This is a genomic window from Actinomadura sp. 3N508 (assembly GCF_044326375.1).
Taxonomy (GTDB): Bacteria; Actinomycetota; Actinomycetes; order Streptosporangiales; family Streptosporangiaceae; genus Spirillospora.
In genome coordinates this window covers 803,493-827,847 of the sequence record NZ_JBIRAX010000001.1, presented here as the reverse complement: position 1 = coordinate 827,847, position 24,355 = coordinate 803,493, and the positions used below count along the sequence as shown (strand labels likewise).

Sequence of the window (24,355 nt, the reverse complement as noted above, 5' to 3'; positions counted from 1 at the left end):
CAGCGGTGATCAACGTGCTGATCGTCGACGACCAGACGATCGTCCGGGCCGGGTTCGCGGCCCTGCTCGCCGCCCAGGACGACATCACCGTGATCGGCGAGGCCGGCGACGGGCGCGAGGCGGTCCGGATCGCCGAGCGCAGCCGACCCGACGTCGTCGTCATGGACATCCGGATGCCCGGCATGGACGGCATCGAGGCCACCAAGCGCATCCTGTCCCTGCCAGGCTCGGAGAACGTCCGGGTGCTGGTACTGACCACGTTCGACGTGGACGAGTACGTCTACGACGCGCTCGCCGTTGGCGCCAGCGGCTTCCTGCTGAAGGACGCCACCGCCGACGAGCTGGTGTCGGCCGTCCGGGTCGTGGCGCGCGGCGACTCGCTCCTCGCCCCGCAGGTCACCGGACGCCTCATCCGCGAGTTCACCAAGCAGCGCCGCAACCGGCCGCAGGCGCCCTCCGAGCTGGCCACGCTGACGGCGCGGGAGACGGAGGTGCTCGTCCTGATCGCGGGCGGCCTGTCCAACGGGGAGATCGCGGCGCAGCTCGTCGTCAGCGAGCACACCGTCAAGACGCACGTGGCCCGCGTCTTCACCAAGCTCGGCCTGCGCGACCGGGCGCAGGCGGTCATGCTCGCCTACGAGTCGGGTGTCGTCGTCCCGGGCGAGAACGCCACCTGACCCGTCACCGGCGGCGGAGCAGGCGCATCGCCTTCTCCTTCTCGAAGTCGAGCGCGCGGGTCGGCGGCGCGGACAGCCGCCCGATGCGCTCGCCCAGCTCGCGCACATGGGCCTGCACCTGCGGCTCGGCCAGGACGCGCAGCCCGAACGCCAGCTCCGCCGGGCCGATGTCGTAGCGCTTCTCCAGCGCGAGGGCGAGCGCGACCGCCCGCAGCTCGGCATCGCCGAACCGGCGGTGCCCGCCGCCGCGCCTGGCGATTGACGCCTCCCGGGTGACGGGCAGCAGCCCGAGGGCCTCGCGGTAGCGGAGCATGCGGGGCGAGGTGCCGAGCCGCCGGGCGGCCTCCGTGATGCGCATGAGCCGATTCTGACAAATCTGTGTTAGAAAGTCGCCTCCGACCGTGCCCGCGGCCGGTCGCCGCCCTTAGACTCGCGGACGTGACGCAGGCGCACACCCCGCGTCAACCCCGAACCTCGCGTACCGATTCGCCTACCCGCGCACCCGCGGACCAAGGAGCAACGGAAGCATGGACTACAAGGTCGCCGACCTTTCGCTGGCCGATTTCGGGCGCCGGGAGATCCGGCTCGCCGAGCACGAGATGCCGGGCCTGATGGCGGTGCGCGAGGAGTACTCCGCCGCCAAGCCGCTGCGCGGCGCCAAGATCATGGGCTCGCTGCACATGACGATCCAGACCGCCGTGCTGATCGAGACGCTGGTGGAGCTGGGCGCCGACGTCCGCTGGGTGTCCTGCAACATCTTCTCCACCCAGGACCACGCGGCCGCCGCGGTCGTCGTCGGCAAGGACGGCACCGTGGACGACCTGAAGGGCGTCCCGGTGTTCGCCTGGAAGGGCGAGACGCTCGAAGAGTACTGGTGGTGCACCGACCAGGCCCTCCAGTGGCCGGACGGCACCGGCCCGAACATGATCCTGGACGACGGCGGCGACGCGACCCTCCTCGTCCACAAGGGCGCCGAGTACGAGAAGACCGGCGTCGTCCCCACCGCGACGGAGGACGACCCCGAGGAGCTGGGCATCGTCCTCGACACCCTCCGCCGCACCATCGCGGAGCGGCCAGGCCGCTGGACGGAGACGGCCGCCGCGATCAAGGGCGTCACCGAGGAGACCACGACCGGCGTCCACCGCCTCTACGAGATGGCGAAGGCCGGCACCCTCGCGTTCCCGGCGATCAACGTCAACGACTCGGTCACCAAGTCGAAGTTCGACAACAAGTACGGCTGCCGGCACAGCGTGATCGACGGCCTGAACCGCGCCACCGACGTGCTGATCGGCGGCAAGGTCGCGGTCGTCTGCGGCTACGGCGACGTCGGCAAGGGCTGCTCGGACGCGCTGCGCGGCCAGGGCGCCCGCGTGATCGTCACCGAGATCGACCCGATCTGCGCGCTGCAGGCCGCGATGGACGGCTTCCAGGTCACCACCCTGGACGACGTCGTCGAGACCGCCGACATCTTCGTCACCACCACCGGCAACTTCAACATCATCACGGCCGACCACATGGCCCGGATGAAGCACCAGGCGATCGTGTCCAACATCGGGCACTTCGACAACGAGATCGACATGGCGGGCCTCGCCAAGACGCCCGGCATCGAGAAGATCGAGGTCAAGCCGCAGGTCGCCGAGTGGCGCTTCCCGGACGGCCACTCCATCATCGTGCTGGCCGAGGGCCGCCTGATGAACCTCGGCTGCGCCACCGGCCACCCGTCGTTCGTCATGTCCAACTCGTTCACCAACCAGGTCATCGCGCAGATCGAGCTGTTCACCAAGACCGAGGAGTACCCGGTCGGCGTGTACGTCCTGCCGAAGCACCTGGACGAGAAGGTCGCCCGCCTCCACCTCGACGCCCTCGGCGTCAAGCTCACCGAGCTGACCAAGGAGCAGGCCGCCTACATCGGCGTCCACGTCGAGGGGCCCTACAAGCCCGACCACTACCGTTACTGAGTTCATTGCATTTCTCTCCTCCTTCGGCCCTGGCGGGCCTCCATCGTCGAGAAACGCGGCGATCGCTAGCATCGCTTCGACTCGCCTGGCGGCTCGCTGCGCGATCGGTTTCTCGCTTCGCTTGAAACCGGCTTCGCACGCGATCGCGGTGATCGAGGTCGTCGCGTGGTCGCGGCGGTGGCGGGGGTGAGTGCACACGTGGGTGCTGCCGGGTGGGGACCGACCTGCCCGGCAGCGGCCTTTTAGGGGAGCGATGAGTGATATTGCGGACGCTTCGCTGGCGTATGAGGGCGTCAAGCGGATCGAGTGGGCCGACCGGAGCATGCCCGTGCTGCGGCAGATCCGGGAGCGGTTCGCTAAGGAGCGTCCTCTGGACGGCCTGAAGGTCGCCGCGTGCATGCACATCACGACCGAGACGGCGGGACTCATCCGAACGCTTCAGGCGGGCGGTGCGAGTGTCGCGCTCGCGGCGTCCAATCCCCTCTCGACGCAGGACGACACTGCGGCGGCGCTCGTCCAGGAGTACGGCGCGGAGGTGTTCGCCCGCGCCGGGATCGACCGCGAGGGCTATTACGCGCACATTCACCAGGCGTTGGAGACGGGGCCCGACCTCGTCCTGGACGACGGCTGCGACCTCGTCAACACGCTGCACATCGACCGCACGGATCTGCTTGGAACGGTCAAGGCGGGCTGCGAGCAGACGACGACCGGTGTCATCCGGCTGCACCAGATGGCGCTCGAAGGCGCGCTCCGGTTCCCCATGGTCGCGGTGAACGACACCGACACCAAGCACATGTTCGACAACCGCTACGGGACGGGCCAGTCCACGCTGGACGGGATCATCCGCGCGACCAACACGCTCCTGGCGGGCAAGACGGTCGTCATCGCCGGCTTCGGTTTCTGTGGGCGGGGCCTGGCCGAACGGGCTCGCGGCCTAGGCGCCCGGGTCGTCATCACCGAAATCGATCCTGTGAAGGCGCTCGACGCGGCGTTGCAGGGGTTCGCCGTCCAGCCCATGGCCGAGGCGGCCGTGAACGGCGACGTGTTCATCACCGTCACGGGAAACCGTGACGTCGTCAACGGCGAGCACCTCGCCGTCATGAAAGACGGCGCGATCCTTGCCAACTCGGGGCACTTCGACGTCGAGATCGACGTCCGCGCACTGGGAGAGATGGCCGTCGAGGTGCATAGTGGCAGCCGTCCGCAGACCGCCGAGTACGTCATGGCCGATGGGCGGCGTCTCGTCCTGCTGGCCGAGGGCCGCCTCGTCAACCTGGCGGCCGCCGAGGGCCACCCGGCCGCCGTGATGGACATGTCGTTCGCCGACCAGGCGCTCACGTGCGCGTGGCTGGCGACCGCCCACTCGACGCTGGACCCGGCCGTCCACGACGTCCCGAAGGACATCGACACGGAGGTCGCCCGTCTCAAGCTGGCGTCGATGTCCATCTCCATCGACCAGCTCACCCAGGACCAGGAGGACTATCTGCACTCCTGGCGACTCGGGTCCTAGCCCGTGCCGTCCGGGACGTATCTGCACACAGGCGAGGGCCTGGAGGAGCGCTTCAAGTGCGCGCCGGGCCCTGGAGGCTGGCGTTACACCTCCCAGCGTCCGGACGGCCTCCGTACGGATCTGGTCGTGGACGCACGATGGCGCCAGATCCGCGTCGAACTCGTCACCCCTACGTGGTGGGTCCGGGGCGGTGTCACCGGGCCGGAGGTCGCCTGGGTGCGCGCGGCGGAAGAGACAGGCACCGAACACGCCGAACGGGCGGCCGGCTTCATAGCCGACTCGCCCGGTTTCCTCATCGCGGTCGCCCGCTCGTTGGGTCTGGACGAGAACGCGGAGGCCGACGTCCGTCTCGTCCAGTTGGGCGGTCCGTCCCTCTCGCCGCTCACGACCCTCTGGCGCTGGCGGCGAGCGGGAACGTCCGTCCACGAAACCGAAACGGAACCGCTGCCGGTCTCGCAATACGAGGTCACGGACCTCTCCACAGGGGAAGTCGAATCCGTCCACCTGGCGGGCGATGTCGTTCTCGCCGCCCCTGGGATCGAGCTAACCGACCTGGAGTCGCCGCCCAACCTGCTGGGCTAGCCCGGTCGTCATCGGAGGCTTGAGGCAACGGCCACAAGGACGTACTGGCCACGTTCCAGAGGGACGACCGAGGACGCGACCCAGCCGGGCACGGCGACATGGGCGCCGGGCGAGGGACGCACCATGAGGTGGCGTCCCCATGGCTGTCCGGGTATGGCCGTCCGGGCGGCCGGCGGGAAGCCGGACCGGGGGTCTGCCAGGGCGATGGCGCCCGATCCGGTGGGTGCGTGGGCGGTGCCTGCGGCCAGCACCCACCACGCGACGAGGTCGGCGGCGTGCCTCGCGGCCGGGCGGTCGTAGCCGTGCCGCCAGACCTGCACGTCGATCGCGACACCGCCGACGGGAGGCGCGAGGCCGGGCCGGTGGGCGTCCACGAGCGCGTCGAACGAGCGATGGAACCGCGCCGCCAGCGCCTCCAGGTCGGTGACGACCTCGCCGGGCGGCAGGGACTCCTGCGCGGGCCCCTCGGGCCCGATCTCGGCGGCGGACGGGGACAGCAGCCCCGCCGGGTCGAGCGTGGCGAAGGCGACGGGCGTCCCCCAGTGCTGCTGAACCGGCGACACGGCGGTGCCGCAGCCGCGCCGGGCATGGCCGGACGACGGGACCGGCGAGGGGACGGGGAGCGGGGTGGTGGTGATCGTCATGACACTCGGCTCCAGCGTTCGTGGTAGGCGATGTTCCAGGCGATCGCGATCCGCAGCCGGGTGTCGGCGGCGGTCGCCCTCATCCAGTGGGCCTGCCAGCCCGGGAAGGCGATCATCCGGCCGGGGACCGGGGTGTGGCCGACCGGCCCGGGGGAGGACGTCCGCTGCACGGCGGCCGGGCGCGGGTCGAGCAGCCGCAGGTGGCCGGCGTCGCTGTCGCCGCGGGGCTCCGCGTCGACGGACAGCAGGCCCGACCAGGCCGAGTCGTGGCGGGTGTGCGGGCGCAGCGGGTCGCCGGGGCGGCAGACCAGCGCCCACGCCTCGACGCTGACGTCGTCGTCGCGGATCTCGTCGGCCGCCTCGCCCAGCACCGCGTGGGCCAGCGCGTCGCCCGCGATGCCGATCTGGCGACGCAGCCAGTCGATCGAGGGGTGCCGCCAGGTCAGCATGATCTGGGACGACTTGATCGGGCGGGCGCGGCCCGCGGCGGCGGCCTGCCGGTCGGCTTCCTCCGCCTCAAGGATGAGGTCCCTGAGGTGCGGGAGATGCTCGGCGGCGCCTGTGCAGTCGGCCTGGTAGACGGGCGTCCGCCACATCTGCAGGACGAGCCGCTCCGCGAGGTCGGCGTTGCCCGTGCCGACATCGGTCTCGCTGAGCGCGTCCTCGGCGTTTCTAGTCTCGGTCACGGTCGTGCTCCTTGTCGGTTCGGTCAGGTGGTAGGGCGCGCACCGGGCGGCAGAGGGGCGTCCGATCCAGCTTGGGATCGACCCTCGGCGCCCGGTACGCGCGTGGGGTGGTCGTGGGGGTAGGGCGCCGGGTGGCCGGGGTCACGGGTGAGGCCGGTCGGCGTGGGGCTCGGGCGGGTCAGGGCTCGGGCCGGTCAGGGCTCGGGCGGGTCAGGGACTCAGACGGGTTCGGTGAAGTCCTCTCCGGGCGCGTCGGTGAGACGCTGCAGGTAGTTGAGCGCACCGAGGGAGTCGAGGAGGCCCAGCTCGGTCTCCAGGTAGTCGATGTGCTCTTCCTCGTCGGCGAGGATCTCCTCGAAGATCCGGGCGGAGGTGATGTCACCGCGCTCGCGCATCAGCGCGATGGCGGGACGCAGCCGGCCCACGACCTCCATCTCCAGGGCGAGATCCGCCCTGAGCTGCGCGGGGACGTCCTGCCCGATGCGCAGCGGGTTGATGTCCTGGTAGTTCGGCGTTCCCTCCAGGAAAAGGATCCGTTCGGTGAGCCGGGAGGCGTGCTCCCGCTCTTCGTGCGCTTCCTCGCGTGACTTCTTGGCGAGTCGGACATAGCCCCAGTCCTGCTGCATCTTCGCGTGCAGGAAGAACTGGTTGACCGCCGTGAGTTCCGAGGTGAGCTGCTCGTTGAGCAGCCCGATGATCTCTCTGTCGCCTTCCATGCCGTTTACGCTGACACGGCCGGCGGTCGCCTTCCAGCGTAGAAAATTCGACTTTAATTTCCTTCTTGCCGCGAATTCATCGCGCTACCTGCGGAGATCGGGCCGCGCGCTCTCGGGCGGAGATCTCGGAGGTCAGCGCCGCCGGGATGCCCGGTGGGAACGCCAAGTGGCCGATGTCGGACTGACGGGCCGGATCGGTCCGCAGGTCATTGCGCCTGCCGTACCGTATTCGTGGACCGCCGGGCGGGCGCGCCTTCAATCGAGCGAAAAAGATGGCTTTAACAGAAGGGCGTCCGAGCCATTCTAAGGATTGCCTATCCTTAATTAGGATAGGCTGCCCTAAATCAATTGAGAATTGCTCGGGGAAAGAATGCGACGGGTGCTTGGGCAGGCCGTCGCCGTTCCCGGGCCCGTGCCGGACCCGGAAACGCGCGAGGTGGTCGTGTCAGCGTGCGGGCGGATACGGCCCGTGCGGCGGAGGCGCGGCCGGACCCTGCGGCGGCGCCGCCTCAGGAGGCGGGTACGGGCCGTTGGGGCCCGGGCCGGTGGCCGGGTGGCCCTCCGGCGGGTACGGGCCCTGAGCGGGCGGACGAGGAGCGTTCAGGACGTCCTGGTACGGCCCGGCGCCATAGTTGGGCGGCGGGAGGAACTGCGGCTGCCCCGCCCCGGGAGCGCTGAACGGCGGCGGCGCCGGAGGGCCCTGCCACGGCGGGCCGGACGGCGGGCCCCCGGCCATCGCCATGGCGGGCGCGGGCTGCTGGGCCCATGCCGTCCAGCCGAGGCGCTGCATGCGGCGGGCGCGGCGCTGCGCGAGCCGCTGCTCCTCGCGGTGCCGGCGCTCGGCGAGGACGGCCGAAAGCAGAATCTCTGGCCGGACACCGGGCGGCGGGGGCGGGCTCACCACCGCGACGACCTCCGACGCGATGCGCTGCCCCAGCGAGTCGCGGACCTCCGGCAGCAGCTCCCAGAAGCGCGACAGGTACTGCCGGGCCGTCATCGCCAGCTCGTCCGACAGCTGCGACAGCTCCAGGGAGCGGCCCCACCAGGCGAGCTGCGGCGGCATCACGGCGACGGGGCCGAAGAACGTCGACGCCGCGCCCCGCTCCTGGATGACGATCGTCCCGGCGAACAGGTCGCCCAGCCGCTTGCCCCGCCGGTTGCAGAACGAGGTGATGAGCGCGGGCGAGCCGTAGAACGTCCAGAACTCTATGAAGCCCGCAAGCGCGCGCACGAGGGCCTGCCGGAAACGGATCGGCCCGCCGTCGTCTGCGACGACGCGGAGGCCCACGGCCATCTTGCCCAGCGTCCGTCCACGCGACAGCGTCTCGAACGCGCACGGATACCCCACCAGGATGGCCACGACGGCGACGAGCGTCAGCCCGATCGTCCACGCATCGTCCGCGATGAGCGACGTCATCGCCGTGAAGTAGATGGCGATGTTCAGCAGCACCATCTGGAAGATCAGGTCGAGCAGAATGGCGCAGCCACGGCTGGCCAGGCGCGCGACCCGGATGTCGAGCGCGACGGCCTCGCCGGTGACGAGTTCGGCCATGTCCTGATCCTCCAATGGGCTGGGGTCCGGTCCATTTTGCCGGTTGGACGGAGCGAGGCGTTAGTCTCCCTCGGGTGGACGTCGACGCCTATGTGGCCGCGCACAACGCCGACTGGCAGCGCCTGGAGTGGCTCATCAACCGCGGCCGCAGGCTGACCGGCGCAGAAGCCGACGAACTGGTCGAGCTCTACCAGCGGACCGCCACGCACCTGTCCGTCGTCCGTTCGAGCTCTCCCGACCCTCAGCTCGTAGGCCGGTTGTCCTCCCTCGTCGCCCGAGCCAGGGCCGCCGTGGCGGGCGCGCAGGCCCCTCTCTGGCGAGACGTTACTCGCTTTGCGACGGTGTCGTTCCCGGCCGCCGCGTACAGGATGAAGTGGTGGTGGCTCGGCAACGCCGTCCTGGGCAACCTGCTGGCCCTGGCCCTGGCGATCTGGGTCGTGCACAGCCCGGACGTCCAGGCGAGCATCGCGCCGCCGGACGAGATCCGTGAGCTCGTCGAGCACGACTTCGCGAACTACTACACCGAGCATTCGGCGTCGTCGTTCGCGTTCCAGGTGTGGGTCAACAACGCGTGGGTCTCGGCGATCGCGCTGATATTCGGCATCATGCTCGGCATCCCCACCGTGTACGTCCTGGTGGTGAACCAGGTCAATCTCGGCCTGACCGGCGGGTTGATGTTCGCCTACGGCAAGGGCGACGTGTTCTTCGGGCTGATCCTCCCGCACGGCCTCCTGGAGCTCACCGCCGTCTACCTGGCCTGCGCCGGCGGCCTCAAACTCGGCTGGACGGTCATCGACCCCGGCCGTCGCCGCCGCGGCCAGGCCCTCGCAGAGGAGGGCCGTGCCGCCGTCAGCATCGCCATCGGCCTGATCGCCGTCCTGCTCGTGTCGGGCCTCATCGAAGGCTTCGTCACCGGGTGGGTGCACATCACCTGGCTGCGCATCTCCATCGGCGTCGTCGCCGAGATCGCCTTCCTCGCCTACGTGATCGTCCTAGGGCGCCGCGCCGTCCGCCAGGGCGAAACCGGCGACGCCGACCTCCGCCCCGACGTAGCCCCAGTCTCCGGATAGCCCATGGGCTAGAGGCGGCCGGCCGCCTTCAGGGCCAGGTAGGCGTCGGCTAGGGCGGGGGCTATTTCCTCGGGGGGCGCGTCCACTACCTCTACGCCGTGGCCGCGTAGTTCTGCGGTGAGGCGGCGGCGTTCGGCGCGCGCGCGTTCCGCGGCTGCGGCGTCGTAGACGGAGGCGAGGTCGCCTCGGGCGGCGGCCATCTCGCCGACCCGCGGGTCGGACACCGCGGCGATCATGACGAGGTGGCGGGCGGTGAGCTGCGGCAGCAGCGGCAGCAGGCCCTCCTCGATCGCGGCCGTGTTCAGCTCGGTGAGCAGCACGACGAGGCACCGCTGCCGGACGCGGGCCATCAGCGTCGACACCATCCCGGCGGCGTCGCACTCAATGAGCTCCGGCTCCAGCGGCGCCAGGGCGTGCACCATCGCGGGCAGCAGGTCCGTCCTGGACGCGCCTTCGACGCGGGTACGGACGCGCCTGTCGTAGGCGAGCAGGTCGACGCGGTCGCCCGCGCGGGAGGCCAGGGCGCCGAGGAGCATCGCCGCGTCCATCGAGCAGTCGAGCCTGGGAATGTCGCCGACACGGCCCGCGGACGTGCGGCCCGTGTCGAGCACGAGGTAGATGCGCCGGTCGCGTTCGGGACGCCAGGTGCGGACGACGACGTCGTTACGGCGGGCGGTGGCGCGCCAGTCGATGGAGCGGACGTCGTCGCCGTCCACGTACTCGCGCAGCGAGTCGAACTCTGTGCCCTGCCCACGGATGAGGGCGACGTGCGCCCCGGTGAGTTCGCGCAGCCGTGCGAGTTTGGCCGGGAGGTGGCGGCGGGACGGAAACGCCGGTAGGGCACGGACCGTCCAGGGCGCGGCGCGTGAAAGCTGCCGCGAGGCCAGCCCGAGCGGTCCGACAGAGCGGACGACGACGGTGACGGCTTTCCTGTCGCCGCGCCGTGTGGGCGTCAGCGTCATTTCGACGCGTCGCCGTTCACCGGCGGGCACGTCCACCTTGACGCTGCGTGGCGTCGCTCCGGCGCTGGGCGGCCATACGTCGCGCAGGCGGGCCTTGAGGCGTCGCCGTCCGAGGTTCTCCACGGTCAGCGACACCTGGGCCGTCCCGCCGAGGCGGACGTTCGTGTCGCCGGAGCGGTGGAAGCGCAGCGCGCGCACGTTCCCGGCCAGGGCCAGGTCGACGACGACGCCGAGCAGCAGGACGCCCCAGACGATGAACAGCGTCCACCAGCTCGGCGCGAACAGCGGGATCGCCGCGCTGAGCAGCGCCAGGAGCGCGAGGCGTCCGGTCAGCGCCATCAGCGCGGGGCGGGGACGTGGGCGAGGATGCCCTCCAGCACGCCGTCGGCCGTCGCGCCCTCAAGCTCCGCCTCTGGACGGAGCTGGACGCGGTGCCGCAGCGTCGGGCGGGCCAGCGCCTTCACGTCGTCCGGCGTCACGTAGTCGCGGCCCGACAGCCACGCCCACGCGCGGGACGTGGCCAGCAGCGCCGTCGCGCCACGCGGGGACACGCCGAGCTGGAGTGACGGCGACTGGCGGGTCGCCCTGCACAGGTCCACGACGTAGGCCGCGACCTTGGGATCGAGGTGGACGGCCCTTACCGCGGCCCGTCCAGCGGCAAGTTCGCTCGCGCCCGCGACCGCCTGCACCGCCGACAGGTCACGGGGGTCGAAGCCTGCCGCGTGCCGCTGGAGCATGGCGATTTCTTCGTCGCGCGTGGGCACGGGCACGGTCAGCTTGACCAGGAACCGGTCGAGCTGGGCCTCGGGCAGAGGATAGGTGCCCTCGTACTCGATCGGGTTCTGCGTCGCGCACACCACGAACGGGTCGGGCAGAGCGCGCGCGGAGCCCTCCACGGAGACCTGCCGCTCCTCCATGGCCTCCAGGAGGGACGCCTGCGTCTTCGGCGGCGTCCGGTTGATCTCGTCGGCGAGGAGGAGGTTGGTGAAGACGGGACCCTCGCGGTACTCGAACTCCGCCGTCCGGTTGTCGTACACCAGGGACCCGGTCACGTCGCCCGGCATCAGGTCAGGGGTGAACTGGACGCGCTTGAAGTCCAGGTCGAGGGCGCGAGACAGCGTCTTGATGAGAAGCGTCTTCGCCGTCCCTGGGACGCCTTCCAGCAGCACGTGGCCGCGGCAGAGCAACGCTATGACCAGGCCGGTCACCACGGAGTCCTGGCCGACGACGGTCTTGGCGACCTCGCCGCGCAGGGCCGTCAGTGCCGCGCGGGCGATCTCGGCCTGGCGCTGCGTCTCCGCGGACATCCCCGGCGGAGTATCGCTCTCGATCCCCATGCCGGGCACGTCGTCCTTCCCGAGCTCTACTGGGCGGTTCAAGACTGCCGTACCTGCCTTTCCAGGTCGTCGAGGACGTCGCTCAAGGCGATGAGCTCCGCGTCGTCCACGGGTTCAGGACCGTACAGGGCCGCGCCGACGTACGTCTCGTCGTACGTCGTGCGCCGCGCGACCGCCGAGACGATCTCCTGCACGGCGGAGGGGTCCTGCGCGCGGCTGCGGGGGAGGCCGAGCAACGGGACGAGACGTTCACGGGCACCCGATCGCAGCGCGTCGGACGCGCGGTCACGGGCGCGCCCGGCACGATACAGGCGGGCGCGTCCTTCGACCGTCTCCGCAGAGCGGACGACGACCGGCAGCGCCTCCGCGACGACCGGGCCCAAGCGGCGGGACCGCCACAGCGCGACCAGGACCACCGCGACCAGAAGTTCGAGGAAGAACAGCTTGACGCCGAACGGCAGCAGATCGGTGAGCGACTGCTGCCCCGCGCCAGTCCCGGCCTCGGGCAGGTCCGGGACGAGCCACACCACGGAGGATCCCGTGGCCGCGCCCGCCAGGTTCATGCCCAGCGCGGCGTTGCCCGCTTCGGTGAGACGGCGGTTCGTCAGCGGCGAGGCGGAACCGAGCACGGTGATGGTGTGCGAGCCGTTCTGCACCTGGACGACCCGTGGACTGCCGTACTCGGTCTTGTAGCACTGCGCGGCCGAGCCGCCCTGGACCTCGTACGTCTCCGACTCGTGGAACGCGACCGGACCCGCGAGGGTCGCCGCCTGGAGGGAGCAGCCCGGGTCGTCGGCGTCCTCGAACGTCGCGCCGTCCTTGCGTATGTTCGGGGCAAGGTCGGCCAGCGCGAACGACGTGGGCCGGACGAGCAGCAGATCACTCTGCGCGCCGCTCAGCAGGAACAGGTCCTCGTTGGTGAGCCGCTCTGTACGGGTCACCACCATGGTCGTCCCGGGACCGGCCGCCTTGACGGCGTCGTCCGCGTGCCTGGCCACGGTCACCTGCGCCCCGTTCTGCCGGAGGATCTCCGCCAGGGCGCGGCTGCCGTCCTGCTTGGGGGACTCGGGGTCGAGCGCCTGCGCCGACGTCGAGGGACGCAGCGCGGCCAGGATGATCGCGATCACGATCATGGCGAGGAGCACCGCGACGACGCCGCGGGCCGACCGCCAGCGGCGCCCCGCGACCTGCCGCGCGGACGGCTCCGCGCCCGCAGGCGCGCCCTGCCCGCTCTGCGGGGGTGTCCGCGTCACCATCGCGGGCCTCCGTCCTCGCCGGCACCGGCCGGCGTCAGGTCATCGGCCTCCAGCGGCTTCGGCTTCGCCGCCCGCAGCTTCTCGTCCACGCCCTTGACCTGCGCGTATCCCTCCGCGGTTCCCGGACGGTCGCCGTACCAGACGTCGTCGAAGATCCGCACGGCGACGCGCAGGTCGCCGGCCAGTTCCGGCACGGCCTCGCCCGTCTCCTGCGCCAGTTCGTCCGCGGTGCGCCCAGGGCGCGCGGCCAGCACGGCCCGTTCCTCCAGGTCGCGGGCTACCGCGCGGAGCCGTTCCCGGATGGCCTCCGCCCACTGCCCGGCCGCCGCGTGACGTTCTGCCGCGTCCCTGTGGTCAAGCGCGGTGGACGTCTCGTCCCCCAGCAGTGGCTCGTTTCTGGAACGCAGGTTGCGGCGGCCCCGCATCAGCCACCCGATCAGCGCCACCGCGGTGAGCGCCACGGCGACGATGACGACGATCGACAACCAGCCGCTGCCGCTCCCTTGGGATTCCGGTGACGGGGCCCCTCTGAACAGGTTCTGCAACCATTCGGAGAAGTCGTCCCAGGTGCGCTCCAGCCAGGACGGCTTGTCGCGCTGGTAGACCTGCTTCTCCAGCTCGCGGCGGGCCATCTCGCGTGCTTCGTCCCTACCGACAGGGTCGAGAGCAGCGGAATCGAGCAACGTTCGCATGCGCGTCATGGGTTCGCTCCCGTCCCCGGACGCGCCGGCTGCGGACCGTCCTCCAGCCCCCACCCGCCACCATTCAACGGACGAGCTCTGCTCGACGGGCCGGTTCGCCACAGGTCGATGAACCCTTCCTCCTGATCGCCCTGGTCGGTTTCGGTGCCGGTGCCGACGCCGCCGTCCGGGGTGGCCGAGATGGCGGCGGCGGAGACAGTGGGGGCCGAGATCGCGGTGGCGGAGCGTCCGCGCATACGCAGCTCAAGGTCGAAGCCTTCGCGGCGCATCCGCCTGTCCATGTAGAGCAAGGCGATGACACCGGCGTCGAACGGCAGCACGACAGACCAGCTCACGATCCGGCCGAGCGTGTCCACGGCGAGCGCAGCCATCGTCGAATCGCTGCCAGAAGAGTCGCCGAAGAAAATCAGCTGCACGAACAGGAACGGGATGCGCAGCGCGAAGAAACCCATGAACACCGTCACGAGCAGCGCCAGCAGAAGCGTCCCGCACGTCCGGAACCAGCGGCCCTTGGACAGTGTCACCGACCTGCGAAGCGCACCCACCACCGTCTGCCGTTCCAAGACGACCGCGGGGACACCCAACACGAACAGCAGATAGAGCCACACCATCAGCCCTATGCCTATGGAGAAGCCCAGGATCCCGGCGAGCACGATCAGCCCCGGATGCGCCTCGGCGGCGATCAGCAGGGCGAACGGCAGGATCGGCACGACCAGCGCGATGAGCGAGATCCCCATGACGGCCGCAGCGGTAGCGGCCAACCGGCCTAGGCGCGGCCTGGCGTCCCGCCAAGCCTGCCTGGGCGCGATCGGCATGCCCACCAGCTCCCGGCCGAGGATCGGCGCGAGCAGCCCGGACAGAAGCAGAATCCCGTACGCCGACAGCACAAGGCCCATCACCGTCAGCGTCAGCTGCGCCCCGAGCGACTCCATCAGCACGTCAGGGGTGACCTCGCCGCGGGCCTCGTCGCCGATGAAGAAATACGCGGCGACCGAACTCGCCACCTGGATCACCGTGCTGAACGCCACGGACAGGCCCAGGGACGTACGCGGACGCCGCCTGATCCCGGCGATCGCGCCGTCCAGCATCTCCGAGATGGACATGGGACGGAACGGAACGCCCTGCGCGTCGACGTCCGCGTCGTCGTCCCAGCCGTCCGGTCCCGGCATCTCGTGGCTCCCTGCGATCTCGCGATCTCCGGCAAATCTTTCTGCGGGTTTTTCTGGCGCCCCCCGCCCGGCGCGCGCGCCCGCCGGGTTTCTTGCGACCCGTGACGTCCACCGGTCAGGTCATCCTGTCACGGGCGAAGTGCCGCGATTGCCGTCACCGCCCTGACGGGTGGCGATCCGCACGCTCCGGCGGTCGCCGCGCCGCCGGAATCTGCCGATCCCGGTCAACCTCGCGCGCGTTTCGGGAGTCACCTCTACAATTCCGTGCCGCGCACCGGATCCCAGGGGAGCCATGTACCACGCAAACGCGGGTAACCTTGCACGCCAAGGCATATCTCTCCCTGGCGAGGTGGGGCCGGAGCATAGCGCCGCGGAGAACTTTTCACCCGACGACACGCATGAGCCGGCATCCGCCGGCCCCGGCGAGGGCGGAAAGCGCTCAGTCCACCGAACCCCGACTTTGTGACGATGAGGGCCATGAGAGGACGTGTACTGGTCGTCGACGACGACCTCGCGCTCGCCGAGATGCTGGGCATCGTGCTGAGGGGCGAGGGCTTCGAGCCGTCGTTCGTCCACGACGGCGACAAGGCGCTCGAGGCGTTCCGGGAGACCCGGCCGGACCTCGTGCTGCTCGATCTGATGCTGCCCGGGGCCGACGGCATCGACGTGTGCCGCCAGATCCGCGCCGAGTCCGGCGTGCCGATCGTCATGCTGACGGCCAAGAGCGACACCGTCGACGTCGTCCTCGGCCTGGAGTCCGGCGCCGACGACTACATCGTCAAGCCGTTCAAGCCGAAGGAGCTGGTGGCGCGCGTCCGCGCACGCCTGCGGCGCACCGACGAGCCCGCCCCGGAGACCCTCCAGATCGGCGACATCACCATCGACGTGGCCGGCCACTCGGTCAAGCGCGGCGACAGGCACATCCCGCTGACGCCGCTGGAGTTCGACCTCCTGGTGGCGCTGGCCCGCAAGCCCCGCCAGGTGTTCACCCGTGAGGTGCTGCTGGAGCAGGTCTGGGGCTACCGCCACGCCGCCGACACGCGGCTGGTGAACGTCCACGTGCAGCGCCTCAGGGCCAAAATCGAGAAGGATCCTGAACGTCCCGAGATCGTCGTCACCGTGCGCGGTGTCGGCTACAAGGCCGGGCCCGCCTGACCTGGCGGCGTCCCGGTGCCATGAGAGCCGACATGAAGAGGGCGCTTCGGCCCGCCCGGCGTGGTCTGCGAGCGGTCCAGCGCGTGCTGCGCACCGCCGCCCGTACGGGGTACACGAGGTGGCGCCGTTCGATCCAGGTACGCATCGTCACCTCGACCCTGTTCATTTCTGCGATCGTCGTGGCGATCCTGGGCGCGTTCCTGATGCAGCAGGTGTCGTCCGCGCTCATGGACGGGAAGGTCAAGGCGGCACGCCTCCAGCTCGACGACGGCCTGGCGCAGGTACAGCGCGACTTGGGGAACTCGCCCGGTGACGGCAGCAGGCTCAATTCGACCATCGAGCGGCTGAAGTCCCGTAGCGGCCCGTCCGGGTTGTACGAGGTCTACATCCGCGACACCACGGAGCAGTACTTCGACGGGTACACGACCAACGAGCTGCGGCAGGAGAGCGTCCCACGGCGGCTGCGGGAGGAACTGAAGAAGGCTCCCGCGGGCGCACGGGCCTACACCTACGGCAAGCTCTCCTACGTCGATGACCGTCCGTCTGAGAGCGGCCTCATCGTCGGCGGCAAGACCGGCCAGTTCGAGCTGTACTACCTGTTCCGGCTTGAGGAGGAGCAGCGGACGCTGACCAACGTGGGGCGCTCCATGGCCGGGGTGGGCATCGTCCTGGTGCTGCTCTTGGCCGCGATCGCCTCGCTGGTCACGCGGCAGGTCGTCATTCCGGTGCGGCTGGCCGCCCAGGGTGCGCAGAGGCTGGCGGCCGGACGGCTCGAAGAGCGCATGAGGGTCCGCGGTGAGGACGACCTGGCCCGCCTCGCCCGCTCGTTCAACGACATGGCCGCGAACCTTCAGGAGAAGATCGGCGAACTGGAAGACCTGTCACAGGTGCAACGCCAGTTCGTCTCGGACGTCTCCCATGAGCTACGCACGCCCCTGACCACCATCAGGATCGCGGCAGACATGCTCTACGAGAACCGAGATACTTTCGACGATCCCGCAGTGGGGCGGTCTGCGGAGCTGTTGCAAAGCCAGCTGGAGCGGTTCGAGTCGCTACTGGCAGACCTGCTGGAGATCAGCCGCCACGACGCGGGCGCTGCGACGCTGGACGTCGAGTCCCTCGACATGCGCGACCTCGTCCTGCGCGTCGTGGGCGACATCCAGGGGCTGTCCGAACGCAAGGGCAGCAAAGTCGTCCTGCAACTACCGGGCGAGCCCTGCATGGCGGAGGTCGACCGCCGCCGGGTCGAGCGCATCCTGCGCAACCTGCTCGTCAACGCCGTCGAGCATGGCGAGGGCGAGGACATCATCGTGTCCGTCGCCGCCGACCGGGACGCCGTCGCCGTCGCCGTCCGCGACCACGGCGTGGGGCTCAAGCCGGGGGAGGGCCAGATGGTCTTCGACCGCTTCTGGCGCGCCGACCCCGCCCGCGCCCGCACCACCGGCGGCACCGGCCTCGGCCTGTCGATCTCCCGCGAGGACGCGCAGTTGCACGGCGGGTGGCTGCAGGCGTGGGGAGAGCCCGGTGCGGGCTCCCAGTTCCGCCTCTCGCTGCCTCGCACGGCCGGGGCCGAACTGAGGGGCTCCCCCCTCCCGCTCGTCCCTCCAGGGGCCGGTGACGCCCGCCCGCTGTTCGCCGAACTGGAGGCCGGCGAGTGACCCCCCGCGCCCCCGCCGGGCCGGGACGGGCGGCCTTCCGGGTGGCGGCAGCCGTCGCCCTCCTCCTCGGCGGGGCGGGGTGCGCGTCCGTGCCCAGCGGCGGCCAGGTCATCACCGGCAAACCCGCCGAACGGGCCGAACGCGTCGACGACCCCTACGTCCGGCTGATTCCGGTGAAGCCGCGTCCAGAGTGGGGGCCGGCCCAGATCGTCTCCGGGTTCCTCGCCGCCTCCGCGAGCTTCGACGACGGCCACGAGGTCGCCCGGATGTATCTCAGCGGCCGGAGCTCCTGGAATCCGGGGTTCCGGCCGTCCGTGACCGTCCTGACCAGCCGTATCACCGAGCCGCAGGTCGTCAAGGCGTCCGCGAACCAGGCGACGGTGAAGGTCACCGGGGAAGAGCTCGGCACCATTTCCACCGACGGCCAGTACACCGCGTCGCCGAAGAGCCTGGAGGCCACCTTCCAGCTCACCAAGACGCCGCAGGGCGTCTGGCGCATCACAGGAGTGCCCGGCGACGACAAGACAGGACTGTTGCTCTCCCAGGACGACGTAGAGCGCGCCATGCGCACCGTCAACCTGTTCTTCTTCGCACCCGACCGGCAGACCCTCGTCCCCAACGGCATCTTCCTGCCCGTGGTGAACCGGCAGACGCTGCCGACGCAGCTCGTCCAGGCTCTGCTGGACGGCCCGACGTCCTGGCTCAACGGCGCCGTCCGCACCGCCTTCCCGGCCGGGACGAAGCTGCGGCACGGCGTCCATGTCGACAAGGAGGTCGCCACGGTCGACCTCACCAAGGAGGCCCGCGCGGGCAACGTCGACCAGATGTCGGCACAGCTCAGCTGGACGATCCGGCAGCTTTCGGAAATCAAGCGCTGGCGGCTGAGGATCGACGGAGAGACCGTCACTGCCGAGGGCATGGAATCCACCCAGCCGGTGCACGCCTGGGAGGCCAACTCGCCCGACGGTCAGGTTCCGCATGGGGAGTCCCACCAGAACGCTTACGTGGTCGGCCCGTCAGGCTTCCTCGGCACCCTGGAGAGCGACCGTGCCCAGCCCGTCGTGACCGGTGCCGCCGGACGCCTCTCCCGTCCCGCCGTGGCTCCCGACTACCGGGAGTTCGCCGGTCTCAGCCCTTCGGCAGACCAGGTTCTGGTGGGCACACCCCTCACCGGCACGCCGACCCCGCGCGTGGTGCTCAACGCGCAGGAAGGTGCCCGCTTCACCGCCCCCACCTGGAGCCGCGACGGCACCCTGTGGGTCGTGGAAACCAGGAAGGACGAATCGTGGCTCTGGGTGCGCCGGCGTGGCAAGCCACCCGTCCGCGCCGCGCACTGGGGGCTGGGCGGCCGCGAGGTCCGCGCCTTCCGCGTGGCCCGAGACGGGGTCCGCGCCGCCGTCATCGCCCACATCGACGGCCGCCCCCAGGTGCAGCTGGGCCGCATCGCCTACGCGCCCGACGGGTCCCTGGACGTCGGCTCCTTCCTGCCCGTGAGCTCCGAACTCCAGGACGCCGTCGACCTCGCCTGGCGTGACTACAACACCTTCGCCGTCCTCGGACGCGCCAAGCGCGACTCGCAGACCCTCCCGTTCCTGATGCCGATCAGCGGCAGCGCCATCACGTCCCTCGGCGTCGGCTCCCTCGGCGAGCCCCGCACGATCGCCGCCGCCCCCGGCGCCCCGATCCTGATCGGCACCCGCTCGTCCGGGAAGGACCAGGTCTGCCGCCAGCGCGCCCCGAGCAACTCCTACAGCCCGTGGATCTGCCCGACCCCGGCAAAGGACCCCAACTACCCCGGCTGACCCGCGCTTTTTCGAGGGTTATCCACAGACGTCGAAAGCCGGGACGAGCACGCCCCGGCACAGGCATCGTCGACCACATGAACCTGCTCGCCGACCTGATCGACCTGCTGCTTCCCGAACGCTGCGCCGGATGCGGCGGGGAGCCCGTCCTGCTCTGCGACGCCTGCGCGATCCCCCTCCAAGGCCCCGCCAGACCCGCGGAAACGGCCCCGCACGGCCTCCCGCCCCCATGGACGGTCGCCACCTACGACGGCCTCTTACGCGCGATCCTGTCCGCCTACAAGGAACGCGGCCGAACAGCCCTAGCCGTCCCACTTGGCGAGGCCCTGGCAACAGCCATCCAAGCCGCGCTGACGGGCCTGGACCCACCACAAACAGTGGTCTGGGTCCCCTCAAGACGCGGTTCAGCCAAGCGCCGGGGCCACGACCCCTTACGCGGAACAGTCGCCGTCGCCCTGCACCGCCTACGCGTCAACGGCCTACCGGTAACCGCCCTCAACGCCCTCAGCCAACGAAGACGGGTAGACGACCAGGCAGGCCTAACAGCCGCACAACGCCTAACCAACCTCGACGGCGCCCTCGAAGCGACAAAACCCGACCTAGCCGGCCGCCAGGTGATCCTGGTGGACGACGTCGTCACCACCGGCGCCTCCTTAGCCGAGGCGGCCCGCGCCCTACGCGCCGCAGGCGCCACCCCCGCAGCCACCGCCACCATCGCCGCAACCCCCCGCCGCCACCCTCGCTAACCCGCCACCCTCGCTAACCCGCCCACCGCTCGCCCTCCCTCACCTGCACGTCCGCCGTCGTCTCGGCCCTCCTCCGCTCGGCCTCGCCGACGGCGGTTGCTGAACGGCAGGCGTGGGGCTCGCTTCGCTTCGTCTGCATTGGGGCGGGTGTTGAGAACTTTCTTCAACTTCGATTACACGGTAGGTCGTCACCTTCCGTAGCCGGATCGGGTGGTTGGGGGTGAGGTGATTCGGGTCGCATCGTGTGATGTGGGGGTAGAGATTTCCAAAACTCACTGGGAGGTCAGTCTCGGCTGACCTGGGCGAGCTTGAGGCGCGCAACGCGCGTGCGTGCCGGGGCTTGCGGCATGTGCTGGGGCGTTCGCGAGGAGGGTGGGGTACCCGCTGGGGCAGGGTGTGATGACGTTCAGTGAGCAATTCCTCGGCGCACCCCCCTGACATTCGAGGCGTAAGGGGTTAGCGTTCCTGACATGGCACCCGCCCGGGTCCGTGGTTGCGTCGGATCGCAGTGCTCGTCAGGAGTACGACAGCCGGTCCGGCTAGCCGATGCCAGGCGCAGGCGAAACGGCCCACGTAAGGCGACTTCTCGTCGACCGATCACGGTGCGCCTTAGAGGTAAGTCCTGCCCCGCCGGGGGATCCGACATCCCCCGAACAGGGAGAAGGGCAGTAGTGGCGAAAGCGCCGCGAGCCCCTCGGCAGGCGGATGTGGGGACGAAGACCAGGTCGGCCGGGCGGGTGCGACCCACCGTCCTGTGGTGTCCGTCCGGGGCAGTGCACAGTTCTCCGCCGACGATGAAAGGTGTTTCGATCAGGCGTCCCGGGCAGGGCCGGATCACAACCGGGAGAAGGGGGGTCCCGCGTGAACATCACCGTGAGGGGCCGGCACACCGACGTCAACGAGCGATTCCGACGCCACGTCGACAACAAACTCACCAAGATCGAGCGGCTCGACCAGAAGGTCATCCGCGTTGATGTGGAGGTGTCCGAGGAACGCAACCCACGGCAGGCCGACCAGCGCGAACGGGTCGAGCTGACGATCCGCTCCCGTGGCCCGGTGATCCGGGCCGAGGCCGCCGCCGACGACCGTTACGGCGCACTCGACCTGGCGCTGGACAAGCTGGAGTCACGGATGCGCCGGGGCGCAGAACGACGCAAGGGCCACGGCGGCAAGGGCCGTGCCAAGCTCGCGACGATGGAGACACTCCCCGAAGCACTCCCCGAACCGCCGCAAGCCGCAGAACCGCCACCGCCCGCGAGGGACGAATCCGAGGCCGAGCCGGTGAAGGTCTCGCCGGACGAGAACCTCGTCCCGATCCCCATGGACGGAGACGGCCCCCTCGTCGTACGCGAGAAGTTCCATAAGGCCGAGCCCATGGGCATCGAGCAGGCCCTCTTCGAGATGGAACTCGTCGGCCACGACTTTTTCCTGTACCGCGACAAGGCCACCGGGCATCCCTCGGTCGTATACCGGAGAAGAGGCTGGGATTACGGAGTGATCAGGCTCATCGAAGAGTGACCGTTCTTCAACCGGCCCGTCCGTGCGGGCGTGGCCTGCGCAGACCTACGAAGATGAGACCGTTCCGTGATGCGGCACTCGCGTCACGTCACCGTCCGAACCGTGTCATGATCTGAAAAGGCGTTCCAGCCGATCCGCGGACGCGGTGGTCCGGGGGGAATCCGGTGCGGAGCCGCACAGCCGGCCGCCCCGGATCCGACCGGTCACCGCGCCGCGGCGGTGGTCCCGCGGGTCGCACGATTCGCGGGCCCCGCAGCGGCCCACCCGGGAACCTCCCGGGACGCACAGCAGTTCACCGGGGGACACCCCGGCCCGAAATCCCCCGGGTCCGCCCCCGGAACCCGTATCTTCCCGAGGACGACCCGCCGGAGAGCACCCCTCCGGTGGTTCCAGATCGCTGAATAGTGAAGGGGGGAAGCGGCGTCTTCCCACGCCGCGACTCTGGTGAGCGAGAATCCCGAGGCTCGCGACGCCGCGGCGGTACCCCGCCAGGCCGGTGCCGCCCCCGCCGGCCGGGAGGCGGCCCGGCCGGCCGGGACGGCCGACCCGATCCGCGTGCTCATCGTCGACGACCATGCGCTGTTCCGCAGGGGTCTGGAGATGGTCCTCCAGGGGGAGGACGACATCGAGGTCATCGGCGAGGGCGGCGACGGTCACGAGGCCGTCGAGATGGCCGGCGATCTGCTGCCCGACGTCGTCCTGATGGACATCCGGATGCCGCGCCGCAGCGGCATCGAGGCCTGCACCGCGATCAAGGACGCGGCCCCCAGCGCGAAGATCGTCATGCTGACCATCAGCGACGAGGAGGAGGACCTCTTCGAGGCGATCAAGGCCGGGGCCAGCGGCTACCTGCTCAAGGAGATCTCGATCGACGAGGTGCCGCAGGCCGTGCGGGCGGTGCACGGCGGGCAGTCGCTGATCAGCCCGTCGATGGCGTCCAAGCTCATCACCGAGTTCGCGGCGCTGGCCAAGCGCAGCGAGGAGCGCACCCAGCAGGTCCCCGCGCCGCGCCTCACCGATCGCGAGATGGAGGTCCTGCGGCTCGTCGCCCGCGGCCTCGGCAACCGGGAGATCGCCCGCGAGCTGTTCATCTCCGAGAACACCGTGAAGAACCACGTCCGCAACATCCTGGAGAAGCTCCAGCTCCACTCCCGGATGGAGGCCGTCGTCTACGCCGTCCGCGAGAAACTCCTGGAGATCACCTGACCCGGCGCGACCGGCAATCCGGTTTTGTCGGTGTTGTGTCGTAGCATCGCGGGCGTGGTTGGCACAGCAGACGGCGCAGCAGGCAGCACGGCGGACGGCACGGCACCGGCGGTGGAACTCGGCGCGGACGAGGCGCGCCGGCTCCAGCTGCGCGCTCAGGGTTTCCTGGGCGCACAGCCCAGAGGCGGCGTGCCGGCGATGCTGGAGCGGCTAGGCGCCGTCCAGCTCGACACGATCTCCGTCCTCGCCCGCTCTCACGAGCTGGTCCCCTACGCCCGGCTCGGCCCGGTCGGGCGCGGCGCGGTCGAGGCCGCCTACTGGGGCAGCGTGAACGGCCACCGCAAGGGCGACGCCCAACGCAAGGGCGGCACCCCGGCCAAGGGCGGCGGGTACAGGGCGTTCGAGTACTGGGCGCATGCCGCGTCGATCCTCCCCATGGCCGACTGGCCGCTCTTCGCGTTCCGCCGGCGCGCCTACCAGCGCCGTGGCTGGCGCTGGCACAAGGTGCCCGAGGGCGTCTGCGACGAGGTCCGCGCCCGCCTGAAGGCGGACGGCCCGCTGACCACCAAGGAGCTCGGCGGCGCCAAGGCCAGCGCCGAATGGTGGGACTGGAGCGACCACAAGATCGGCATCGAGTGGCTGCTGGACGTCGGCGAGGTCGTCTGCGTCGAGCGCGTCGGCTGGCGGCGCGTGTACGACCTGGCAGAACGGGCCGTCCCGGCCGAGCTCCACTCCCACGAACCGGACGACGACGCCTGCCTGACCGCGCTCGTCGCCTGCGCCGGGCGGGCCCTCGGCGTCGCGACGCGCGGCGACCTCGCCGACTACTACCGGATCAGGCAGGACCAGGTCGACCAGGTCATCGAGGCGACCGGGCTCGTCCCCGCCACGGTCGCCGGCTGGCCCCAGCGGGCCTGGGCCGACCCCGAAGCCCTGGCCGCAACGCCGCGCGGCAGGCACGCCACGACCCTGCTCTCACCGTTCGACTCCCTCGTCTGGGACCGGGCCCGCGCGTCCCGCGTCTTCGGTTTCGACCACCGCCTGGAGGCGTACGTCCCGAAGGCCAAGCGCGTCCACGGCTACTTCGCGATGCCCCTCCTCGCCGGAGGCCGCCTGCTCGGACGCGTCGACCCCGCCAGAGAAGGCCGCACCCTTGTCGCCCGCCAGGCGTCCCTGGAGCCGTGGGCCACCCGCACCTCCGCACGCATGGAGACCTCGGCCACCGCGCTGGCCACCGCCCTCTGGCGCGCCGCCGCCTGGGTCGGCTGCGACGACGTCCGCATCGAACGAACCGACCTGCCCAGGCCCCTCCTCGAATCGGCCATCAAAACCGCCACCCCGGCCTGATCGACCGCACGCCCCGAGCCACCGCCGCCCCGAGCCACCGCACGCCAACAACCCGCATAGGCCCGCCTAGCCGATGGCGTGGGGTTTGGTGCTCGGGCTGCCT

Annotated in this window: 22 protein-coding genes; 12 read left to right on the top strand and 10 right to left on the bottom strand. The window is 70.5% G+C overall.

Annotation, left to right across the window (positions count from 1 at the left end):
* The first annotated feature begins 5 nt into the window (after positions 1 to 5).
* The gene (locus ACH34S_RS03765; protein ID WP_395950948.1) at positions 6 to 677 is read left to right on the top strand and encodes a response regulator; all 672 of its coding nucleotides are present in this window, start codon (positions 6 to 8) and stop codon (positions 675 to 677) included.
* A 4-nt stretch (positions 678 to 681) separates the two neighbouring features.
* Here ACH34S_RS03765 and ACH34S_RS03760 read toward each other — a convergent pair whose 3' ends face one another.
* Positions 682 to 1,035: a MerR family transcriptional regulator gene (locus ACH34S_RS03760; protein ID WP_395950947.1), complete on the bottom strand. Its 354-nt coding sequence runs from the start codon at positions 1,033 to 1,035 to the stop codon at positions 682 to 684.
* Positions 1,036 to 1,204: 169 nt separating this feature from the next.
* On the opposite strand from ACH34S_RS03760, the gene ahcY (ACH34S_RS03755) reads away from it, so the two are divergent.
* From ahcY (ACH34S_RS03755) to ACH34S_RS03745, 3 genes are all read left to right on the top strand, one after another.
* On the top strand, positions 1,205 to 2,635 hold the full coding sequence (ahcY, locus tag ACH34S_RS03755) for an adenosylhomocysteinase (RefSeq protein WP_395950946.1): 1,431 nt from the start codon (positions 1,205 to 1,207) through the stop codon (positions 2,633 to 2,635).
* A 253-nt stretch (positions 2,636 to 2,888) separates the two neighbouring features.
* Positions 2,889 to 4,145, top strand: coding sequence for an adenosylhomocysteinase (ahcY, locus tag ACH34S_RS03750; protein WP_395950945.1), 1,257 nt, complete (start codon positions 2,889 to 2,891; stop codon positions 4,143 to 4,145).
* 3 nt (positions 4,146 to 4,148) lie between these two features.
* Positions 4,149 to 4,727 (top strand): hypothetical protein, encoded by a 579-nt coding sequence (locus tag ACH34S_RS03745; RefSeq protein ID WP_395950944.1) that lies wholly within the window; start codon positions 4,149 to 4,151, stop codon positions 4,725 to 4,727.
* Between the two features lie 8 nt (positions 4,728 to 4,735).
* On the opposite strand, the gene ACH34S_RS03740 is transcribed toward ACH34S_RS03745, so the two are convergent.
* From ACH34S_RS03740 to ACH34S_RS03725, 4 genes are all read right to left on the bottom strand, one after another.
* Positions 4,736 to 5,371, bottom strand: coding sequence for a hypothetical protein (locus tag ACH34S_RS03740; RefSeq protein ID WP_395950943.1), 636 nt, complete (start codon positions 5,369 to 5,371; stop codon positions 4,736 to 4,738).
* Positions 5,368 to 6,057, bottom strand: coding sequence for a putative 2OG-Fe(II) oxygenase (locus tag ACH34S_RS03735; RefSeq protein ID WP_395950942.1), 690 nt, complete (start codon positions 6,055 to 6,057; stop codon positions 5,368 to 5,370). Before ACH34S_RS03735 ends, ACH34S_RS03740 begins: the two co-directional genes overlap by 4 nt.
* 218 nt (positions 6,058 to 6,275) lie before the next feature.
* Complete coding sequence (bfr, locus tag ACH34S_RS03730) at positions 6,276 to 6,773, bottom strand: bacterioferritin (protein WP_395950941.1); 498 nt, start codon at positions 6,771 to 6,773, stop codon at positions 6,276 to 6,278.
* Positions 6,774 to 7,218: 445 nt separating this feature from the next.
* Positions 7,219 to 8,325 (bottom strand): RDD family protein, encoded by a 1,107-nt coding sequence (locus ACH34S_RS03725; protein ID WP_395950940.1) that lies wholly within the window; start codon positions 8,323 to 8,325, stop codon positions 7,219 to 7,221.
* 74 nt (positions 8,326 to 8,399) lie between these two features.
* Here ACH34S_RS03725 and ACH34S_RS03720 point away from each other — a divergent pair, with 74 nt between their 5' ends.
* On the top strand, positions 8,400 to 9,395 hold the full coding sequence (locus ACH34S_RS03720) for a stage II sporulation protein M (protein ID WP_395950939.1): 996 nt from the start codon (positions 8,400 to 8,402) through the stop codon (positions 9,393 to 9,395).
* Positions 9,396 to 9,403: 8 nt separating this feature from the next.
* On the opposite strand, the gene ACH34S_RS03715 is transcribed toward ACH34S_RS03720, so the two are convergent.
* From ACH34S_RS03715 to ACH34S_RS03695, 5 genes are all read right to left on the bottom strand, one after another.
* Positions 9,404 to 10,696 (bottom strand): DUF58 domain-containing protein, encoded by a 1,293-nt coding sequence (locus ACH34S_RS03715; RefSeq protein ID WP_395950938.1) that lies wholly within the window; start codon positions 10,694 to 10,696, stop codon positions 9,404 to 9,406.
* Positions 10,696 to 11,664, bottom strand: coding sequence for an AAA family ATPase (locus ACH34S_RS03710; RefSeq protein ID WP_395951430.1), 969 nt, complete (start codon positions 11,662 to 11,664; stop codon positions 10,696 to 10,698). The genes ACH34S_RS03715 and ACH34S_RS03710 overlap by 1 nt, the downstream gene beginning before the upstream one ends.
* A gap of 68 nt (positions 11,665 to 11,732) precedes the next feature.
* On the bottom strand, positions 11,733 to 12,950 hold the full coding sequence (locus ACH34S_RS03705) for a DUF4350 domain-containing protein (RefSeq protein WP_395950937.1): 1,218 nt from the start codon (positions 12,948 to 12,950) through the stop codon (positions 11,733 to 11,735).
* Positions 12,944 to 13,651 (bottom strand): DUF4129 domain-containing protein, encoded by a 708-nt coding sequence (locus ACH34S_RS03700; RefSeq protein ID WP_395950936.1) that lies wholly within the window; start codon positions 13,649 to 13,651, stop codon positions 12,944 to 12,946. The genes ACH34S_RS03705 and ACH34S_RS03700 overlap by 7 nt, the downstream gene beginning before the upstream one ends.
* Complete coding sequence (locus ACH34S_RS03695) at positions 13,648 to 14,820, bottom strand: hypothetical protein (protein ID WP_395950935.1); 1,173 nt, start codon at positions 14,818 to 14,820, stop codon at positions 13,648 to 13,650. Before ACH34S_RS03695 ends, ACH34S_RS03700 begins: the two co-directional genes overlap by 4 nt.
* Before the next feature lie 477 nt (positions 14,821 to 15,297).
* Here ACH34S_RS03695 and mtrA point away from each other — a divergent pair, with 477 nt between their 5' ends.
* The 7 genes from mtrA to ACH34S_RS03660 all read left to right on the top strand — a co-directional run bounded on the left by mtrA (position 15,298) and on the right by ACH34S_RS03660 (position 24,252).
* On the top strand, positions 15,298 to 15,975 hold the full coding sequence (gene mtrA / locus ACH34S_RS03690; protein ID WP_021598338.1) for an MtrAB system response regulator MtrA: 678 nt from the start codon (positions 15,298 to 15,300) through the stop codon (positions 15,973 to 15,975).
* 32 nt (positions 15,976 to 16,007) lie between these two features.
* The gene (gene mtrB, locus ACH34S_RS03685; protein WP_395950934.1) at positions 16,008 to 17,633 is read left to right on the top strand and encodes an MtrAB system histidine kinase MtrB; all 1,626 of its coding nucleotides are present in this window, start codon (positions 16,008 to 16,010) and stop codon (positions 17,631 to 17,633) included.
* A complete protein-coding gene (locus ACH34S_RS03680) occupies positions 17,630 to 19,435 on the top strand; it encodes an LpqB family beta-propeller domain-containing protein (protein WP_395950933.1) in 1,806 nt (601 codons plus the stop codon). The genes mtrB and ACH34S_RS03680 overlap by 4 nt, the downstream gene beginning before the upstream one ends.
* A gap of 77 nt (positions 19,436 to 19,512) precedes the next feature.
* Entirely contained in the window at positions 19,513 to 20,181 is a 669-nt protein-coding gene (locus tag ACH34S_RS03675; RefSeq protein ID WP_395950932.1) for a ComF family protein, read from the top strand.
* Positions 20,182 to 21,042: 861 nt separating this feature from the next.
* Positions 21,043 to 21,699, top strand: a complete 657-nt coding sequence (gene hpf / locus ACH34S_RS03670; protein ID WP_395950931.1) for a ribosome hibernation-promoting factor, HPF/YfiA family — start codon at positions 21,043 to 21,045, stop codon at positions 21,697 to 21,699.
* A gap of 549 nt (positions 21,700 to 22,248) precedes the next feature.
* Complete coding sequence (locus tag ACH34S_RS03665) at positions 22,249 to 22,905, top strand: response regulator (protein ID WP_230421412.1); 657 nt, start codon at positions 22,249 to 22,251, stop codon at positions 22,903 to 22,905.
* 54 nt (positions 22,906 to 22,959) lie between these two features.
* The gene (locus tag ACH34S_RS03660) at positions 22,960 to 24,252 is read left to right on the top strand and encodes a winged helix-turn-helix domain-containing protein (protein ID WP_395950930.1); all 1,293 of its coding nucleotides are present in this window, start codon (positions 22,960 to 22,962) and stop codon (positions 24,250 to 24,252) included.
* Positions 24,253 to 24,355 lie beyond the last annotated feature (103 nt).

What these genes read in the sequence shown, in the direction of transcription:
- ACH34S_RS03760 (WP_395950947.1), bottom strand. Translation starts at nt 1,035, where the DNA reads ATGCGCATCACGGAGGCCGCCCGGCGGCTCGGCACCTCGCCCCGCATG.
- ahcY (WP_395950946.1), top strand. Translation starts at nt 1,205, where the DNA reads ATGGACTACAAGGTCGCCGACCTTTCGCTGGCCGATTTCGGGCGCCGG.
- ahcY (WP_395950945.1), top strand. Translation starts at nt 2,889, where the DNA reads ATGAGTGATATTGCGGACGCTTCGCTGGCGTATGAGGGCGTCAAGCGG.
- ACH34S_RS03740 (WP_395950943.1), bottom strand. Translation starts at nt 5,371, where the DNA reads ATGACGATCACCACCACCCCGCTCCCCGTCCCCTCGCCGGTCCCGTCG.
- bfr (WP_395950941.1), bottom strand. Translation starts at nt 6,773, where the DNA reads ATGGAAGGCGACAGAGAGATCATCGGGCTGCTCAACGAGCAGCTCACC.
- ACH34S_RS03725 (WP_395950940.1), bottom strand. Translation starts at nt 8,325, where the DNA reads ATGGCCGAACTCGTCACCGGCGAGGCCGTCGCGCTCGACATCCGGGTC.
- ACH34S_RS03715 (WP_395950938.1), bottom strand. Translation starts at nt 10,696, where the DNA reads ATGGCGCTGACCGGACGCCTCGCGCTCCTGGCGCTGCTCAGCGCGGCG.
- ACH34S_RS03710 (WP_395951430.1), bottom strand. Translation starts at nt 11,664, where the DNA reads ATGTCCGCGGAGACGCAGCGCCAGGCCGAGATCGCCCGCGCGGCACTG.
- ACH34S_RS03705 (WP_395950937.1), bottom strand. Translation starts at nt 12,950, where the DNA reads ATGGTGACGCGGACACCCCCGCAGAGCGGGCAGGGCGCGCCTGCGGGC.
- ACH34S_RS03700 (WP_395950936.1), bottom strand. Translation starts at nt 13,651, where the DNA reads ATGACGCGCATGCGAACGTTGCTCGATTCCGCTGCTCTCGACCCTGTC.
- ACH34S_RS03695 (WP_395950935.1), bottom strand. Translation starts at nt 14,820, where the DNA reads ATGCCGGGACCGGACGGCTGGGACGACGACGCGGACGTCGACGCGCAG.
- mtrA (WP_021598338.1), top strand. Translation starts at nt 15,298, where the DNA reads ATGAGAGGACGTGTACTGGTCGTCGACGACGACCTCGCGCTCGCCGAG.
- mtrB (WP_395950934.1), top strand. Translation starts at nt 16,008, where the DNA reads ATGAAGAGGGCGCTTCGGCCCGCCCGGCGTGGTCTGCGAGCGGTCCAG.
- ACH34S_RS03675 (WP_395950932.1), top strand. Translation starts at nt 19,513, where the DNA reads ATGAACCTGCTCGCCGACCTGATCGACCTGCTGCTTCCCGAACGCTGC.